Origin of the sequence: Lysobacter enzymogenes (assembly GCF_017168095.1) — a bacterium.
Classification (GTDB): domain Bacteria; phylum Pseudomonadota; class Gammaproteobacteria; order Xanthomonadales; family Xanthomonadaceae; genus Lysobacter; species Lysobacter enzymogenes_D.
This window is the reverse complement of record NZ_LXSD01000598.1, coordinates 1-240: the sequence shown is the minus strand read 5'-3', so window position 1 is coordinate 240 and position 240 is coordinate 1. Positions and strand designations below refer to the sequence as shown.

Annotated in this window: 1 pseudogene; it reads right to left on the bottom strand. The window is 78.8% G+C overall.

The features are described 5' to 3' along the window. Positions 1 to 240 (bottom strand): annotated as a pseudogene (locus A7A76_RS23320) (BatD family protein); the annotation flags it as partial.

The window sequence follows — 240 nt, the reverse complement described above, 5'->3', positions numbered from 1 at the left end:
TCGCCGCCGCCCCAGCGCGCGCGGCGCAGGGCCTGCACGGCGTCGCGCTGGGCCGGGTCGCCGAGGCGTTCGACCAGTTCGTCGTCGTCGGCCGCCGGCGGCGTGGCCAGGCCGCGCAGCACGCTGGCGATGTGGTCGAAATCGCCGCGGTCGATCAGTTCGCGCAGCGCCGGCAGGTTCAACTTCAACGACGCCGGCGCGGCCTGCCCGGGCGCCGTTGCGGCCGCGGCCGGCGCGGCC